The 15,018-nt window shown below is 70.3% G+C and carries 15 protein-coding genes; 4 read left to right on the top strand and 11 right to left on the bottom strand.

All coding sequences use genetic code 11. From position 1 onward, the window contains the following. Positions 1-5: 5 nt before the first annotated feature. Both ACZ6ZP_RS04255 and ACZ6ZP_RS04250 read left to right on the top strand, forming a co-directional pair. Complete coding sequence (locus ACZ6ZP_RS04255; protein ID WP_351160409.1) at positions 6-1,007, top strand: adenosine deaminase; 1,002 nt, start codon at positions 6-8, stop codon at positions 1,005-1,007. 73 nt (positions 1,008-1,080) lie between these two features. After that, entirely contained in the window at positions 1,081-2,184 is a 1,104-nt protein-coding gene (locus ACZ6ZP_RS04250; protein ID WP_351160406.1) for a carbohydrate kinase family protein, read from the top strand. 64 nt (positions 2,185-2,248) lie between these two features. Here ACZ6ZP_RS04250 and ACZ6ZP_RS04245 read toward each other — a convergent pair whose 3' ends face one another. From ACZ6ZP_RS04245 to ACZ6ZP_RS04215, 7 genes are all read right to left on the bottom strand, one after another. Then, positions 2,249-2,602, bottom strand: a complete 354-nt coding sequence (locus ACZ6ZP_RS04245) for a cytidine deaminase (protein ID WP_351160402.1) — start codon at positions 2,600-2,602, stop codon at positions 2,249-2,251. A 63-nt stretch (positions 2,603-2,665) separates the two neighbouring features. Next, a complete protein-coding gene (locus tag ACZ6ZP_RS04240; protein WP_351160400.1) occupies positions 2,666-3,022 on the bottom strand; it encodes an MmcQ/YjbR family DNA-binding protein in 357 nt (118 codons plus the stop codon). Next, a complete protein-coding gene (locus tag ACZ6ZP_RS04235; RefSeq protein WP_383818822.1) occupies positions 3,019-4,317 on the bottom strand; it encodes a hemolysin family protein in 1,299 nt (432 codons plus the stop codon). The genes ACZ6ZP_RS04240 and ACZ6ZP_RS04235 overlap by 4 nt, the downstream gene beginning before the upstream one ends. Before the next feature lie 4 nt (positions 4,318-4,321). Then, a complete protein-coding gene (gene ybeY / locus ACZ6ZP_RS04230; protein ID WP_351160395.1) occupies positions 4,322-4,819 on the bottom strand; it encodes an rRNA maturation RNase YbeY in 498 nt (165 codons plus the stop codon). A gap of 13 nt (positions 4,820-4,832) precedes the next feature. Then, positions 4,833-5,867, bottom strand: coding sequence for a PhoH family protein (locus ACZ6ZP_RS04225; RefSeq protein WP_351160392.1), 1,035 nt, complete (start codon positions 5,865-5,867; stop codon positions 4,833-4,835). Between the two features lie 154 nt (positions 5,868-6,021). Next, a complete protein-coding gene (locus tag ACZ6ZP_RS04220; RefSeq protein WP_344527404.1) occupies positions 6,022-6,360 on the bottom strand; it encodes a P-II family nitrogen regulator in 339 nt (112 codons plus the stop codon). Next, positions 6,357-7,709 (bottom strand): ammonium transporter, encoded by a 1,353-nt coding sequence (locus ACZ6ZP_RS04215; RefSeq protein ID WP_469405479.1) that lies wholly within the window; start codon positions 7,707-7,709, stop codon positions 6,357-6,359. Before ACZ6ZP_RS04215 ends, ACZ6ZP_RS04220 begins: the two co-directional genes overlap by 4 nt. 200 nt (positions 7,710-7,909) lie before the next feature. Between ACZ6ZP_RS04215 and era the strand changes: the two genes are divergently transcribed. Further along, positions 7,910-8,860: a GTPase Era gene (gene era, locus ACZ6ZP_RS04210; RefSeq protein WP_351160389.1), complete on the top strand. Its 951-nt coding sequence runs from the start codon at positions 7,910-7,912 to the stop codon at positions 8,858-8,860. Positions 8,861-8,878: 18 nt separating this feature from the next. On the opposite strand, the gene ACZ6ZP_RS04205 is transcribed toward era, so the two are convergent. From ACZ6ZP_RS04205 to ACZ6ZP_RS04190, 4 genes are all read right to left on the bottom strand, one after another. Next, positions 8,879-10,129, bottom strand: coding sequence for an MFS transporter (locus tag ACZ6ZP_RS04205; protein WP_361462418.1), 1,251 nt, complete (start codon positions 10,127-10,129; stop codon positions 8,879-8,881). Further along, the gene (locus tag ACZ6ZP_RS04200; protein ID WP_469405476.1) at positions 10,126-11,496 is read right to left on the bottom strand and encodes a GH1 family beta-glucosidase; all 1,371 of its coding nucleotides are present in this window, start codon (positions 11,494-11,496) and stop codon (positions 10,126-10,128) included. The genes ACZ6ZP_RS04205 and ACZ6ZP_RS04200 overlap by 4 nt, the downstream gene beginning before the upstream one ends. A 102-nt stretch (positions 11,497-11,598) precedes the next feature. Beyond that, on the bottom strand, positions 11,599-11,865 hold the full coding sequence (locus ACZ6ZP_RS04195; protein ID WP_361462423.1) for a protealysin inhibitor emfourin: 267 nt from the start codon (positions 11,863-11,865) through the stop codon (positions 11,599-11,601). Between the two features lie 37 nt (positions 11,866-11,902). Next, positions 11,903-12,973 (bottom strand): M4 family metallopeptidase, encoded by a 1,071-nt coding sequence (locus tag ACZ6ZP_RS04190; protein ID WP_351160378.1) that lies wholly within the window; start codon positions 12,971-12,973, stop codon positions 11,903-11,905. A gap of 297 nt (positions 12,974-13,270) precedes the next feature. Here ACZ6ZP_RS04190 and leuA point away from each other — a divergent pair, with 297 nt between their 5' ends. After that, positions 13,271-14,998, top strand: a complete 1,728-nt coding sequence (gene leuA, locus ACZ6ZP_RS04185; RefSeq protein ID WP_351160376.1) for a 2-isopropylmalate synthase — start codon at positions 13,271-13,273, stop codon at positions 14,996-14,998. Positions 14,999-15,018: the final 20 nt, after the last annotated feature.

Genomic DNA, 15,018 nt, shown 5'->3' with positions numbered 1-15,018 from the left:
CCGCCATGCCCCTTCCCAAAGCCGAACTCCACCTCCACATCGAGGGCACCCTCGAACCCGAGCTGGCCTTCGCCCTCGCCGCCCGCAACGGCGTCACCCTCCCGTACGCGGACACCGAAGCGCTGCGCAAGGCCTATCTCTTCGACGACCTGCAGTCCTTTCTCGATCTGTACTACGGGTTGATGGCCGTCCTGCTCACCGAGCAGGACTTCGAAGAGCTCGCCGACGCCTACCTCGCGCGCGCCGCCCAGCAGGGCGTGCGGCACGCCGAGATCTTCTTCGACCCGCAGGCGCACATGGTGCGCGGCGTCGGTATCGGCACCGTGATGGAGGGACTCGGGCGCGCCCTGGAGCACAGCGAGGAGCGGCACGGGATCACGACCCGGCTCATCATGTGCTTCCTGCGGGACCAGTCCGCCGAGTCGGCGCTGGAGACCCTGGAGGCCGCCAAGCCCCATCTGCACCGGATCGTGGGCGTCGGGCTCGACTCCGCCGAGGTCGGGCACCCGCCCGCCAAGTTCCGCGAGGTGTACGAGGCGGCTGCCGCGCTCGGCCTGCGCCGGGTCGCGCACGCCGGCGAGGAGGGGCCGCCCGCGTACATCACCGAGGCCCTGGACGTCCTGGGCGTCGAGCGCATCGACCACGGGCTGCGGTGCATGGAGGACCCGGAGCTGGTGGAGCGGCTCGTGCGGGAACGGATTCCGCTCACCCTCTGCCCGCTGTCCAACGTCCGGCTGCGCGCCATCGACGTACTCGAAGAGCACCCGCTGGCGCGGATGATGGACGCCGGGCTGCTGTGCACCATCAACTCCGACGACCCCGCGTACTTCGGCGGCTACGTCGACGACACCTTCCACGCGGTGCGGGAAGCCCTGGGGATCGACCAGGAGCGGCTGCGGGAGCTCGCGCGGAACTCCTTCGAGGCGTCGTTCCTCGACGGGAGCGCCGAGGACGAGGCGCTGCGGGCGAAGTACCTCGCCGAGGTCGCGGCCCATTCGTTCGACTGATGGGCCGCCGGGGCCGAGCTTCGACCCGTCCGTCGTTCGGCCCCCGATGGTCTCCATCCGTTACGTTGCCTGCATGGTCGTACCCCTCAAACCCAGCATCGACCCGCTCAAGGGAGCCCGCAGAGCAGGCGATCCGCCCTGCGACGTCTTCCTCACCGGCACGGTCTTCCTCGACATCATCTTCACCGGCCTCGACTCCGCGCCGGTGCGCGGCACCGAGTCCTGGGCCCGCGGAATGGGGTCGAGCCCCGGTGGCGTCGCCAACATGGCGACCGCCCTCGCCCGCCTCGGGCTGCGCACCTCGCTCGCGGCGGCCTTCGGGGACGATCACTACGGGGAGTACTGCTGGGACGCGCTCGAACAGGGCGAGGGCATCGACCTCGCGACCTCGCGCACCGTGCCCGGCTGGCACTCCCCGGTGACCGTCTCCATGGCGTACGAGGGCGAGCGGACCATGGTCAGCCACGGGCACGAGCCGCCGCCCGACGCGAAGTCCCCGGACGGTGGCGCCCCGGCCTGCCCGCCACGCGCGCGTGCCGCCGTCGCCTCCCTGACGCCCGGCACGCGCGCGCCGTGGATCGCCGAGGCCGCGCGCTCGGGCACGCGGATCTTCGCCGACGTGGGCTGGGACGACACCGGGCGCTGGGATCTGGCGGGGCTCGCCGACCTGGAGCACTGCGAGGCGTTCCTGCCGAACGCGGAGGAGGCCATGCGCTACACGCGGACCCAGTGCCCCCGGGCCGCCGCGCGGGCGCTGACCGAGCACGTTCCGCTAGCCGTGGTGACGCTGGGCGCCGAAGGGGCGTACGCGGTGGACGGGCGGACCGGCGAGACCGCCGAGGTCCCGGCCATCGCGGTCGAGGCCCTCGACCCGACGGGGGCCGGTGATGTCTTCGTGGCGGGCTTCGTGACCGGCACCCTGGCCGACTGGCCCCTCGCGGACCGGCTCGCCTTCGCGGGGCTCACGGCGGCGCTCTCGGTGCAGGAGTTCGGGGGGTCCCTGTCGGCGCCTGGCTGGGCGGAGGTCGCCACGTGGTGGCGGACCGTGCGCGAGGTCGACGACCAGGACCCGATGGCGCTGCGGCGCTACGGCTTCCTGGAGGGCCTGCTTCCGGAGGCCACCCGTCCGTGGCCGCTGCGCAGGGCCGTGCCCACGATCGGCTTCCGGTCCGCGTAGGGGCCGCTGTGCCCATGGGCGCGCCTGGCGCCCATGGGCACAGCGGGGAACGTCAGGGGAAGCGTCAGCCGGCCTGGGCCCGCACCCGGACCTCTCCGTCGGGCCCCGCCAGGAACACCGGCGTCCCGGCTCCACCGAGGTCCGCCACGGCGGCGAGGTCCTCCGCGGAGAGCTCCTCCTCGGCGGAGACGACCGCCGCCGCCTCGAGGGACTCGGCCCCGGACGCCACCGCCATGGCCACGGCGGTCCGCAGCGCGGAAAGCTTCAGCGAGGCGAGCGCGACGGTCCCGGCGACGTACGTACGCCCCGTCTCGTCCCGCACAGCGGCTCCCTCGGCCACCCCGTTCCGCGCCCGTGCCGAACGAGCCAGCGTAACGATCTTCCGGTCCTCAGCGTCAAGCGCAGCACTCTCGGTCATACGCCGAGCATACGGAGCACGGAGGGCCGTACGGCCACCGGGCCCGCGCACGCGGCGCGACGCCTAGGGCCGGTCGAGCCGCAGGCGCACCGCCTTCGGCAGACCCGCGACCACCAGGTCGTACGAATCCTCGATCAGCTCCCGGACCTGCGGGTCCGGGAGGTGCGCGTCCACCGTCACGGTGTTCCAGTGCCGCTTGTTCATGTGCCACCCCGGCACGATCTCCGGGTGCGCGGCGCGCAGCTGGACCGCCATGTCCGGATCGCACTTCAGGTTCACGGTCAGCGGCTTCCCGTCCAGCGAGCTCAGCGCGAACATCTTCCCGGCGACCTTGAAGACCGAGGCATCGGGACCGAACGGGAACTCCTCCACCACGTCGTTGAACGACAGGCAGAACGCGCGCAGCTCCTGCGGGGTCACGACGTCTCCTTCTCCGCGTCCGCCGGCGCGACCGGCTCCACGAGCACCGTCACGATCTTGTTCCGCCGCCCGGCGGCGGATTCCGCGGTGAGCCGCAGCTCACGCCCGTCCGGCAGCGGCACGAGCGCCGAGGCCCCGGCGATCGGCACCCGGCCGAGCGCCTTGGCGAGCAGGCCGCCGACCGTCTCGACGTCCTCGTCGTCGAACTCGTCGAGCCCGAAGAGCTCGCCGAGGTCACCGATGTCGAGGCGTGCGGTGACGCGGTAGCAGCCGTCGTCGAGCTCCTCGACGGGCGGCAGTTCACGGTCGTACTCGTCGGTGATCTCGCCGACGATCTCCTCCAGGATGTCCTCGATGGTGACGATGCCGGCCGTGCCGCCGTACTCGTCGATGACGACGGCGACGTGATTGCGCTCCTGCTGCATCTCGCGCAGCAGGTCGCCCGCGTTCTTCGTGTCGGGCACGAACGTCGCCGGGCGCATCGCCGTCGACACCAGGTCCGACTCGCTGTCGCGGTTGATGTGCGTCTTGCGGGCCAGGTCCTTCAGATACACCATGCCGACGACGTCGTCCTCGCTCTCGCCCGTCACCGGAATCCGCGAGAAACCGGAGCGCAGGGCGAGGGTGAGCGCCTGGCGGATCGTCTTGAAGCGCTCGATGGCGACCAAGTCCGTCCGGGGCACCATGACTTCGCGGACGAGGGTGTCGCCGAGCTCGAAGACGGAGTGCACCATGCGGCGCTCGTCGTCCTCGATGAGGGATTCCTTCTCGGCGAGGTCGACCATCGCGCGCAGCTCGGCCTCGGAGGCGAACGGGCCGCGCCTGAAGCCCTTGCCGGGCGTGAGCGCGTTGCCGATGAGGATCAGGAGCGGCGGGATCGGGCCCATGACGCGGGCCAGCGGCAGCAGTACGTACGCCGCGGCGGTCGCCGTGTTGAGCGGGTGCTGGCGGCCGATGGTGCGCGGCGAGACGCCCACGGCCACGTACGAGACGAGGACCATCACCGCGATGGCGACCGCGAGCGCCTCCCAGGTCTCGGGGAACTCCTTCAGGCACGCGTACGTCACCAGGGACGCCGCGGCCATCTCGCACGCGACGCGCACGAGCAGCGCCACGTTGAGATAGCGGGTGGGGTCGGCGGCGACCTGCGCGAGCTTCGCGCTGCCGCGCCGACCGGAGCGCACCGCCTCCTCCGCCCGGAAGCTGGAGGTGCGGGCGATGCCCGCCTCCGCGCAGGCGGCGAGCCAGGCGACGACGATCAGGGCGACGGCGCCCGCGATCAGCTGGAAACTCATGGGCCTAGGAGACGGTCGGCGCGGGAGAGGGCCCGGTCAGGCCGTTCTCACCACGCCAGCCGTCGACGATGGCCGCCTGGAGACCGAACATCTCGGCCTTCTCGTCCGGCTCCTCATGGTCGTACCCGAGCAGATGGAGCACTCCATGGACGGTGAGCAGCTGGAGCTCCTCGTTCATGGAGTGCTCCGTGGGAGCTTCCCGGCCCTGCTTGAGCGCGACCTCGGGGCAGAGCACGATGTCGCCGAGGAGGCCCTGCGGGGCCTCCTCCTCGTCCTTGGCGGGCGGGCGCAGCTCGTCCATCGGGAAGGACATGACGTCCGTCGGTCCCGGCAGGTCCATCCACTGGATGTGGAGCTGCTCCATGGCGTCCTCGTCCACGACGATCACCGAGAGCTCGGAGAGCGGGTGGATGCGCATCCGCGCGAGGGCGTAGCGGGCGATGTCGAGGATCGCCTGCTCGTCGACCTCGGTTCCGGATTCGTTGTTGACGTCGATCGACATGGTGCGGCTTCCGCTACTTCCCGTTTTTCTGGTTCTGCTGACTGTCGTCGTACTTCTCGTACGCGTCGACGATACGGCCGACCAGCTTGTGCCGTACGACATCGTGGGACGTGAGCCGCGAGAAGTGCACGTCGTCGATGCCCTCCAGGATGTCCTGGACCTGCCGCAGACCCGACTTGGTGCCGTTCGGCAGGTCGACCTGCGTGACGTCACCCGTGATCACGATCTTCGACTCGAAGCCGAGGCGGGTGAGGAACATCTTCATCTGCTCGACGCTGGTGTTCTGCGCCTCGTCCAGGATGATGAACGCGTCGTTCAGCGTCCGGCCGCGCATGTACGCCAGCGGGGCCACCTCGATGGTGCCCGCCGCCATCAGGCGCGGGATCGAGTCCGGGTCGAGCATGTCGTGCAGCGCGTCGTACAGCGGACGCAGGTACGGGTCGATCTTTTCGTAGAGCGTGCCCGGCAGGAAGCCGAGCCGCTCGCCGGCCTCGACGGCGGGGCGGGTCAGGATGATGCGGTTGACCTGCTTGGCCTGCAGGGCCTGCACGGCCTTGGCCATGGCGAGATACGTCTTGCCGGTGCCCGCGGGGCCGATGCCGAACACGATCGTGTTCTTGTCGATGGCGTCGACGTAGCGCTTCTGGTTGAGCGTCTTGGGGCGGATCGTGCGGCCCCGGGACGAGAGGATGTTCTGCGTGAGGACCTCGGCCGGGGTCTCCTGGCCGTCGCCCTCGCCCGCCTCGTCCGCCCTGAGCATGGCGATCGAGCGTTCCACTGCGTCCTCCGTCATCGGCTGACCGGTGCGGAGCACCAGCATCATCTCGTCGAACAGACGCTGGATGAGGGTGACTTCATGGGCCTCACCGACAGCGCTGATCTCATTGCCCCGGACATGGATGTCGGCCGCCGGGAAGGCCTTTTCGATCACGCGCAACAGGGCGTCTCCGGAACCGAGCACCGTCACCATCGGATGGGTCGCCGGAACGGTGAAGTGTGCTCGCGACTGGCCCTGGGCAGGGGTAGGAGCTGTGGGTGTCTGAGTCATGGGCCGGCACTATGGCCTGCTCATCCTCCTCATGCGGGGCTTGGTGGCCGCTCGACAGCCTTGCACTGCCAAGAGTACGACGCACCACTGTCACCGCCGTAGGGCTTTTCCACTCCTGTCGCGGGCGGCGTCCGGTCTCCGCGCCGGGACGGGATCACACCGCGTCCGGACCCCGCTCACCGGTCCGGACCCGCACGACCGTCTCCACCGGTACCGCCCACACCTTCCCGTCCCCGATCTTCCCCGTCGCCGCCGCGCGCACGATCGCGTCGATGACCGGGTCCAGGTCGGGGTCCTCGACCACGACCTCGATGCGCACCTTCGGCACCAGGTCCACCTGGTACTCTGCGCCCCGGTACACCTCCGTGTGCCCCCGCTGGCGCCCGTACCCGCTCGCCTCGGTGACCGTGAGGCCCTGTACGCCCAGCTCCTGGAGGGCCGTCTTCACCTCGTCGAGACGGAACGGCTTGATGACCGCGGTCACGAGCTTCATGCGAGGGTGCTCCCCTTCGGGTGGTGCGACACGGTGCTGCCCTTCAGTGGGCCGCCGACCAGGACGCCGTGATCGTAGGCCGTCTCCGCGTGGTGCGTCTGGTCGAGGCCCGTCAGTTCGTCCTCCTCGGACGCGCGGAAGCCCATCACCTTGTCGATGACCTTGCCGATGCCGTACGTCACCGCGAAGGTGTACGCCGCCACGACGAGCACCGCCACCGCCTGCTTGCCCAGCTGCACGAGCCCGCCCCCGTAGAACAGGCCCTCCGCGCCGTCCGTCATCGTGGCCGTCGCGAACAGGCCGATCAGGAGCGTGCCGACCACGCCGCCGACCAGGTGGACGCCCACGACGTCCAGCGAGTCGTCGTAGCCGAGACGGAACTTCCACGCCACGGCGTACGAGCAGACCACGCCCGCCGCCAGACCGACCACCGCGGCCCCGAGCACCCCGACGACCCCGCACGCGGGCGTGATCGCCACCAGGCCCGCCACCGCGCCCGACGCCGCGCCGAACGTGGTGGGGTGGCCGTCGCGCCGCTGCTCCACGAAGAGCCAGCCGAGCAGGCCGGTGCAGCCGGCGAGCAGGGTGTTGAGGAGGGAGGCCGCCGCGAGGCCGTTCGCGCCGAGGGCCGAGCCGCCGTTGAAGCCGAGCCAGCCGAACCAGAGCAGACCCGCGCCCATCAGGACCATCGGCAGGTTGTGCGGGCGCATGGCGTCCTTCCTGAAGCCGATGCGCGGGCCGATGACCAGGACGAGCGCCAGGCCGGACGCGCCGGACGCGATCTCGACGACCAGGCCGCCCGCGAAGTCCATGGCGCCGAGCGAGGAGGAGATCCAGCCGTCCGGGCCCCAGACCCAGTGCGCCACGGGAACGTATACGAGCAGCGCCCACACCGGCACGAAGACGAGCCACGCGGCGAACTTCGTGCGGTCCGCGATCGCGCCGCTGATCAGCGCCGTGGTGAGGATCGCGAAGGTCAGCTGGAACGTGGTGAACAGCAGGGTCGGGACCGTCCCCGTCAGCGTGCTCGGGCCGATGCCCGCCATGCCCAGGTGGTCGACGCCGCCGATCAGCCCCGCGAAGGCGTCGTCGCCGAACGCGAGCGAGTAGCCGACGAGCAGCCACACCACCGTGACCAGGGCGATCGACACGAAACTCATGAGCAGCATGTTGAGGACGCTCTTCGTGCGGACCATGCCGCCGTAGAAGAGCGCGAGGCCCGGCGTCATCAGGAGGACGAGGGCGGTGGCGGCGAGCAGCCAGGCCGTGTCACCGGTGTCGGGGCCCTTGGCCGCGGCCAGGTGCGTGGTGAGCGAGTGCGGTGAGTACGACGCGTACACGGTCTGCACGGGGAATCTCTCCTCCGGGTGGGGGCAGAGGGAGAGCGTCACCGCCGCGCGTTTCGGAACGGGCACCCGGGCGTTTCCGCCGTGTTTCGTGTTGCGCAAGAGTTTCCGGGAGCTCACCGATGCCGTACCGGCGCCTCATCGGTGCCCGATCGGTGCCTCGGCGTGCTGCGGCCCTCCGTCGATCAGGGAGAATGGGCGCCATGAGCGTTCGTACCGAGTCATCCGAGCCGTCCGCGGCACCCCACCGCGCCGGCTTCGCCTGCTTCGTGGGCCGCCCCAACGCGGGCAAGTCCACCCTCACGAATGCTCTGGTCGGCCAGAAGGTGGCGATCACGGCGAACCAGCCGCAGACCACGCGGCACACGGTGCGCGGCATCGTGCACCGCCCGGACGCCCAGCTGATCCTGGTGGACACCCCCGGGCTCCACAAGCCGCGCACGCTGCTCGGCGAGCGGCTCAACGACGTCGTCCGTACGACGTGGGCCGAGGTCGACGTCATCGGGTTCTGCCTGCCCGCGAACGAGAAGCTCGGCCCCGGCGACCGGTTCATCGCCAAGGAACTGGCGACGATCAAGAAGACGCCGAAGATCGCGGTCGTGACGAAGACCGACCTCGTCGACAGCAAGACGCTCGCCGAGCAGCTCATCGCCATCGACCAGCTCGGCAAGGAGCTCGGCTTCGAGTGGGCGCAGATCGTGCCGGTGTCGGCGGTCGGCGACAAGCAGGTCAAGCTGCTCGCGGACCTGATCGTCCCGATGCTCCCCGAGAGCCCGCCGCTCTACCCCGAGGGCGACCTCACGGACGAGCCCGAGCAGGTCATGGTCGCCGAGCTGATCCGCGAGGCCGCGCTCGAAGGCGTGCGGGACGAGCTGCCGCACTCCATCGCCGTCGTGGTCGAGGAGATGCTGCCGCGCGAGGACCGCCCCGCGGACAAGCCGATGCTCGACATCCACGCCAACGTCTACATCGAGCGCCCCAGCCAGAAGGGCATCATCATCGGCCCGAAGGGCAAGCGCCTCAAGGAGGTCGGGATCAAGTCCCGCCAGCAGATCGAGGCCCTGCTCGGTACGCCGGTCTTCCTGGACCTGCACGTGAAGGTCGCCAAGGACTGGCAGCGCGACCCCAAGCAGTTGCGCAAGCTCGGCTTCTGAGGGCCGCCGAGCCTCCGGCTACCGCACGCCCCTGATCCGCGTCACCAGGAGCGCCCCGGCCAGGCCCACCACCGCCGCCACCAGGTACAGCACCCGGTAGCCGCCCAGGTGCGTCACGATCGGGGCCGCGAGGGCCGGGGCCGCCACCTGGGGCAGGGAGTTGGCGATGTTGATGACGCCCATGTCCTTGCCGCGGTCCATGGCCTGGGGCAGGACGTCCGTCATCAGGGCGAAGTCCACCGACGTGAAGACGCCGAAGCCGACCCCGAGCACCGCCGCCGCGACGATCGCGCCCGGCCACGTCTGCCAGCCGGCCAGCACGGCCGTGGCCACCGCCATCAGGACGCCCGACCAGAGCACGAACGGCTTGCGGCGGCCCACGCGGTCCGACCAGACGCCGCCCACGACCACCGTCGCGAGCAGCGTCAGGCCGTTCACCGCCGTGAGGATCAGTACGCCCTCGTCCGGGTCGGCGTAGTCCAGGCGGTCCCGCAGGTAGTAGAGGAGATAGAGCAGGACCAGGGCGTTGCTCAGGTTGATCAGGAAGCGGGTCAGCCAGGCCCAGCCCAGGTCCGGGTAGCGGCGCGGGCTCAGCCAGAAGGCGGCGGCGAACGACCGCCACGCGAACGGCGGCCTGTCCCGCGGCGCCAGGCGCAGGTCCCGGTGGCGCAGCACGTACGGCAGGACCCCCGCCACCGTGAACACCGCGCACGCCGCGTACCCCGCGCCCACACCCCCGGCCACCGTCGCGAGCCCCGTCCCCACCACCACGCCCAGCAGCTGCGCGGCCCCCAGCCAGCCGCCCACCGCGCCCCGCTGGCGCCGCGGCACCCGGTCCGGCACCGCCGCCGTGACCGCGGCGAACGCGGCGTTCAGCGTGAGCTGGACCAGGCACCAGCCCGCCGCCATCCACCACACGGACCCCGCGGCCGACAGCAGCAGGAGCGCCGCCGCGCCGCCCGCCGTGCCCGCCACGATCCACGGCGTGCGCCGCCCGAAGCGCGACACCGTCCGGTCCGAGAGCGCCCCGAAGAGCGGGTTGGAGGCAAGGGACACCACCGCGCCCGCCCCCGCCACCCACGCGAGGACCGTCTCCTTGGACGTGCCGGCCGGGGCGAGGTCCTCCGCCTGAAGGGCCAGGAGGATCTGGAGCGGGCCGTACCAGCCCACCCAGATCGCCCCGTTGGCGAGCGACAGCGCGGACGTCCAGCTCCGCCCGACCCGTTCGGTCGGCTCCCGCAGCGCGTCGTCGACCGGCGTCGTGGTCATGCCCGCTGGGCCCGCAGCGTCTCGCGCAGCCACGCGTACGAGGCCTTCGGGGTGCGCTCCAGGGTGGTGTAGTCGACGTGGACGAGACCGAAGCGCTGCCGGTAGCCCTCCGCCCACTCGAAGTTGTCCATCAGGGACCAGACGAAGTAGCCGCGCACGTCCACTCCCTCCTCCAACGCCCGGTGCAACGCCCGGAGATGGCCGCCGAGGTAGTCGATCCGCCGCCGGTCGTCGATCCCTTCGTACGAGCAGCCGTTCTCGGTGATCACCAGCGGCGGCAGGCGGTCGCCGTACCGGTCGCGGAAGCCGGTCAGGAGCTCGGTGAGCGCTTCCGGGACCACCGGCCAGCCGAAGTCCGTGACCGGCCTGCCCTCGATCTCCCTGGGGGAAAAGGGGAGTTCGGGCGGAAGCGTCAGACCGGAGAACTCTGTCGGCGTCGACGCCCCGGCCGGTAGCGGCGCCCCCACCTTCGTCGGCTGGTAGAAGTTGATCCCGTACCAGTCGATCGGCTCCGCGATGACCGACAGGTCGGCCTCGATGTCGCCCCCGGACGCGAGCAACTCCGCGATGCCGTCCGGGTACCGGCCCAGGATCAGCGGGTCCGCGAACAGGCGGTTGAGGAGTACGTCGTAGAAGTCCGCCGCCTGCGTGTCCTCGGGCGAGGCCGACGCCGGCCAGGTGGGGCCGTGCGAGTTGGCGATGCCGATGTCCGTGACGCCGGCCGCGCGCAGCGCCCGTACGGCGAGACCGTGCGCCAGGAGCTGGTGGTGCGCCGCCGGCAGCGCGTCGAACATGAGCTGCTCGCCGGGCGCGTGCTGGCCGAGGGCGTGACCGAGCAGGGTGTGCTCGGCGGGTTCGTTCAGAGTGATCCACTTCTTGGCGCGGTCGCCGATGCGGGCCGCCACCACGGCCGCGTACTCGGCGAAACGCTCGGCCGTGTCCCGCCGCAGCCAGCCGCCGTCGGCCGCGAGCGCGAGCGGGGTGTCCCAGTGGAAGAGCGTCGGGACGGGGCGCACGCCCGCCGCGCACAGCTCGTCGACCAGGCGGTCGTAGAAGTCCAGGCCCGCGCCGCTCACCTCGCCCGCCCCGTCCGGCAGCACGCGCGGCCAGGACACCGAGAAGCGGTACGCGTCCACCCCCAACTCCCGGATGAGCGCGACGTCTTCGCGGTAGCGGTGGTAGTGGTCGCAGGCGACGGCGGCCGTCGTGCCGTCCTTCACCCTGCCCGGCACCGCGGTGAACGCGTCCCAGACCGAGGGGCCGCGCTCGTCGACGGCGCCCTCGATCTGATGGGCCGAAGTGGACACGCCCCACAGGAAGTCGCGGGGGAACTGAGGGAGTGGTTCGCGCGCATCGCTCGCTGCCATGGGCGCGATCTTCCGTACGGCCGAGTACGGAAGTCAATGGGCGTACCCCAGAAAACGTGAACACCGCTCAAGTTTTACGGGCCCGCCCTTTTCGCCCCTCCTTTACGAGCCCTCCTTGAGGACACGCGTGATCAGCTTCCGCTGCGGATCGGTCAGGCGTGGATCCGAGCAGTACACCGTGTGTCCGTCGACGGTGAGCTGGTAGCTGAAGCCGTCCGGCACGCCTATCGGCGGCGTGCTCCTGCCCTGGGCCACGGCCTCCTCGGCCAGGGCCTGCCACTCGTGGGCATCGGGCAGTCCCGAGGTCTCGACCTCGGCGTGCCGCTCGATGCCCGCGAATCCTCCCGTGCGCTTCACCTGGATACGCATGGAACCTGTCTACTCCATGGGGAGGCCGGTGGGTAGCTCAGTTGGTGGGCACGCCGACCTGGGACCAGGCCTTCACGACGGCCCCGTGCTCCTCGCCCTCTCCGTACTTGTCGCGCGCCGCGGCCACCGTCAGCTTCGCGAAGTCCTCGAAGGACGCGTCCTGCGCCAGCTGGCCGCCGGTCAGGACGGCGTACCAGATCTGGCCCGCCCGCTCCCACGCGCTGCCGCCGAGCGCCTCGGCGAGCAGGTAGAAGGCGTGGTTGGGGATGCCGGAGTTGATGTGCACGCCGCCGTTGTCGCGGCCCGTGCGGACGTAGTGGTCCATGTCGGCCGGCTGCGGGTCCTTGCCGAGCACGTCGTCGTCGTAGGCCGTGCCGGGGGCCTTCATGGAGCGCAGCGCCGTGCCCGTGACGCGCGGGGCGAGCAGCCCGGCGCCGATCAGCCAGTCGGCCTCGGACGCGGTCTGGCCGAGCGTGTACTGCTTGATCAGCGAGCCGAAGACGTCGGCGAAGGACTCGTTCAGGGCGCCGGGCTGGCCGAAGTACGTGAGGTTCGCCGTGTACTGCACGACGCCGTGCGTCAGCTCGTGGCCGATGACGTCCACGGGGATGGTGAAGTCGAGGAAGATCTCGCCGTCACCGTCGCCGAACACCATCTGCTCGCCGTTCCAGAAGGCGTTCCCGTACTTCTCGCCGTAGTGGACCGTCGCGTTCATCGGCAGGCCGCTGCCGTCGATGGAGTTGCGCTGGTAGGTCTTGAGGAACAGCTCGAAGGTCGCGCCGAGGCCCGCGTACGCGCGGTTGACGGTCGCGTCCTTGCCGGGCTTCTCGCCCTCGCCGCGGACCTTGCGTCCCGGCAGCTCGGTCTTGTGCTTGGCGTCGTGGATCGTGCGGTGCGCTTTGCCTTCCGCTGCTTCCCTGGGCAGCGAGACGGACGGGGCGCCGATGACCGTGGTCAGACGGCGGTGGGTGCGCTCGATGGCGTCCCGCTCCAGGGTGCGGCGGGCGGGGCCTGCGAGCGTGGCGTCGTCACTCTGGGCCAGAGTGTCGAGCACGTGGGGCGGAATGATGGTGCAGAAGACAGGCTCGAAGCCTGGGTTGGCGGTCATGGCGGCAATGTGGCACTGGGTCATGCCGCTGTCACTACCTGCAACCATGATTAGTGAAATAGAGGTATTGATCACCTCTTGGCCGTAACCTGACGGCGATCCCGCATACTGATACGCACCCGCGCACACAGCGCGGCTCGGCTAGGCTGCGGAGCATCATGCGTTACGGGCTGCTTCTCCTTAGCTGCCGCGGCGAGGGCCTGTAGTCGAGGCCGACCCCCTCCCCGCGGAGTTCGGTGTTGCTCGCGAAGCGACCGTCGGCCGTCCTTAAGGACACTCCCGAGGAGCCCCCGCATCATGGCCATCAAGCCGAATCTGCAGCGCGCCACGTCCATGCCGATCCACAAGTACGGCCAGTACGACCAGGTCGACATCCCCGACCGCACGTGGCCCGACAACCGGATCACGGTCGCTCCCCGCTGGCTCTCCACGGACCTGCGCGACGGCAACCAGGCGCTGATCGACCCAATGTCCCCGGCGCGCAAGCGCGAGATGTTCGATCTGCTGGTCCGCATGGGCTACAAGGAGATCGAGGTCGGCTTCCCCTCGTCGGGCCAGACCGACTTCGACTTCGTACGGTCGATCATCGAGGACGGCGCCATTCCGGACGACGTCACGATCTCCGTCCTGACGCAGGCCCGCGAAGAGCTGATCGCCCGCACCGTCGAGTCGCTGGTCGGCGCCAAGCGCGCCACCGTCCACCTGTACAACGCGACCGCGCCCGTCTGGCGCGAGGTCGTCTTCCGCGGCTCGAAGGACGCGGTCAAGCAGATCGCCGTCGACGGCACGCGCCTGGTCATGGAGTACGCGGAGAAGCTGCTGGGCCCCGAGACGATTTTCGGCTACCAGTACAGCCCCGAGATCTTCACGGACACCGAGCTGGACTTCGCCCTGGAGGTCTGCGAGGCCGTCTGTGACGTGTGGCAGCCCGCCGAGGGCCGCGAGATCATCCTCAACCTGCCCGCCACGGTGGAGCGTTCGACGCCCTCCACGCACGCGGACCGCTTCGAGTGGATGTCGCGCAACCTGACCCGGCGCGAGCACGTCTGCCTGTCCGTCCACCCGCACAACGACCGCGGCACCGCCGTCGCCGCCGCCGAACTGGCCATCATGGCCGGCGCCGACCGCATCGAGGGCTGCCTGTTCGGGCAGGGCGAGCGCACCGGCAACGTCGACCTGGTCACGCTGGGCATGAACCTCTTCTCGCAGGGCGTGGACCCGCAGATCGACTTCTCCGACATCGACGAGATCCGCCGCACCGCCGAGTACTGCAACCAGATGGAGGTCCACCCCCGTCACCCGTACGCGGGCGACCTCGTCTACACCGCCTTCTCCGGCTCCCACCAGGACGCCATCAAGAAGGGCTTCGAGGCCATGGGCGTCCGGGCCGAGCAGCAGGGCAAGACGGTCGACGACATCGAGTGGGCCGTCCCGTACCTGCCCATCGACCCCAAGGACGTCGGCCGTTCGTACGAGGCCGTCATCCGCGTCAACTCGCAGTCCGGCAAGGGCGGTATCGCCTACGTCCTGCAGAACGACCACAAGCTGGACCTGCCGCGCCGCATGCAGGTCGAGTTCTCCAAGATCATCCAGACGAAGACCGACACCGAGGGCGGCGAGGTCACCCCGGACGCGATCTGGGGCATCTTCCAGGACGAGTACCTGCCCAACCCCGAGAACCCGTGGGGCCGCATCCAGGTCAAGAACGGCCAGACCACCACGGACAAGGACGGCACGGACACGCTGACCGTCGAGGCGACCGTCGACGGCGCCGACACGATCCTGAGCGGCACCGGCAACGGCCCGATCTCGGCCTTCTTCAACGCGCTGCAGGGCATCGGCATCGACGTACGCCTCCTGGACTACCAGGAGCACACGATGAGCGAAGGAGCCTCCGCGCAGGCCGCTTCGTACATCGAGTGCGCGATCGGCGACAAGGTTCTGTGGGGCATCGGTATCGACGCGAATACGACACGTGCCTCGCTGAAGGCCGCGGTTTCCGCGGTGAACCGCGCGGCTCGCTGACCGGCGGCCACACGGCTCCA

The sequence above is a fragment of the Streptomyces sp. NPDC054047 genome (assembly GCF_055585065.1).
The sequence above is the reverse complement of the archived record's forward strand: the minus strand, read 5'-3'. Positions and strand labels throughout refer to the sequence as shown.

Excerpts from the sequence above, each read along its gene's own strand:
- ACZ6ZP_RS04255 (WP_351160409.1), top strand. The coding sequence starts at position 6 with ATGCCCCTTCCCAAAGCCGAACTCCACCTCCACATCGAGGGCACCCTC.
- ACZ6ZP_RS04250 (WP_351160406.1), top strand. The coding sequence starts at position 1,081 with ATGGTCGTACCCCTCAAACCCAGCATCGACCCGCTCAAGGGAGCCCGC.
- ACZ6ZP_RS04245 (WP_351160402.1), bottom strand. The coding sequence starts at position 2,602 with ATGACCGAGAGTGCTGCGCTTGACGCTGAGGACCGGAAGATCGTTACG.
- ACZ6ZP_RS04235 (WP_383818822.1), bottom strand. The coding sequence starts at position 4,317 with ATGAGTTTCCAGCTGATCGCGGGCGCCGTCGCCCTGATCGTCGTCGCC.
- ybeY (WP_351160395.1), bottom strand. The coding sequence starts at position 4,819 with ATGTCGATCGACGTCAACAACGAATCCGGAACCGAGGTCGACGAGCAG.
- ACZ6ZP_RS04225 (WP_351160392.1), bottom strand. The coding sequence starts at position 5,867 with ATGACTCAGACACCCACAGCTCCTACCCCTGCCCAGGGCCAGTCGCGA.
- ACZ6ZP_RS04220 (WP_344527404.1), bottom strand. The coding sequence starts at position 6,360 with ATGAAGCTCGTGACCGCGGTCATCAAGCCGTTCCGTCTCGACGAGGTG.
- era (WP_351160389.1), top strand. The coding sequence starts at position 7,910 with ATGAGCGTTCGTACCGAGTCATCCGAGCCGTCCGCGGCACCCCACCGC.
- ACZ6ZP_RS04205 (WP_361462418.1), bottom strand. The coding sequence starts at position 10,129 with ATGACCACGACGCCGGTCGACGACGCGCTGCGGGAGCCGACCGAACGG.
- ACZ6ZP_RS04200 (WP_469405476.1), bottom strand. The coding sequence starts at position 11,496 with ATGGCAGCGAGCGATGCGCGCGAACCACTCCCTCAGTTCCCCCGCGAC.
- ACZ6ZP_RS04195 (WP_361462423.1), bottom strand. The coding sequence starts at position 11,865 with ATGCGTATCCAGGTGAAGCGCACGGGAGGATTCGCGGGCATCGAGCGG.
- ACZ6ZP_RS04190 (WP_351160378.1), bottom strand. The coding sequence starts at position 12,973 with ATGACCGCCAACCCAGGCTTCGAGCCTGTCTTCTGCACCATCATTCCG.
- leuA (WP_351160376.1), top strand. The coding sequence starts at position 13,271 with ATGGCCATCAAGCCGAATCTGCAGCGCGCCACGTCCATGCCGATCCAC.